Below are 579 nucleotides of genomic sequence, written 5' to 3' on the forward strand. Positions count from 1 at the left end.
CACGACGTCATGGGCCGCAACCTCACCACCATCGCGCTCAAGAGCGAGCTCGCCGTCCAACTGGCCCGCCGGGGCCGGCCGGAGGCCGCCGACCAGATGACCGAGGTGCAGCGGATCGCCCAGGAGTCCCAGCGCGAAGTCCGGGACGTCGTCCGCGGCTACCGCACGGCGGACCTGCACGCCGAAGCGATCGGCGCCCGGGCCGTCCTGCGCGCCGCCGACGTGGCCTGCGCGATCGACCTGGGCGAGGACGCCGACGAACTGCCGCTGCCCGTACAGTCGGTACTCGGCTGGGTGATCCGCGAGGCCACCACCAACATACTGCGCCACAGCGAGGCCTCCCACTGCACGATCCGACTGCGGCGCGAGGACGGCCGTGCGGTGCTGGAACTGGAGAACGACGGGGTGCCGGCCGAACCGATCCCGTCCCAGGGCAGCGGGACAGGGCTGCGCGGACTGCGCGAGCGCCTCGCCGCCCACGACGGCGAGCTGACCGTCCCGGACACCGGGACGGGCCGGTTCCGAATGCTCGCCAGCGTCCCGCTCTGACCCCCGCCGGCCCGCCGGGCCCGGGGCCGC

The 579-nt window shown here is 74.6% G+C and carries 1 protein-coding gene; it reads left to right on the top strand.

Annotated features, from left to right (window positions below; genetic code table 11):
* On the top strand, positions 1–549 hold a 549-nt coding region (locus tag PUR61_RS00660), incomplete at its 5' end, for a sensor histidine kinase (protein WP_329874504.1).
* Positions 550–579 lie beyond the last annotated feature (30 nt).

Source organism: Streptomyces sp. BE20 (assembly GCF_036322525.1).
Taxonomy (GTDB): Bacteria; Actinomycetota; Actinomycetes; order Streptomycetales; family Streptomycetaceae; genus Kitasatospora.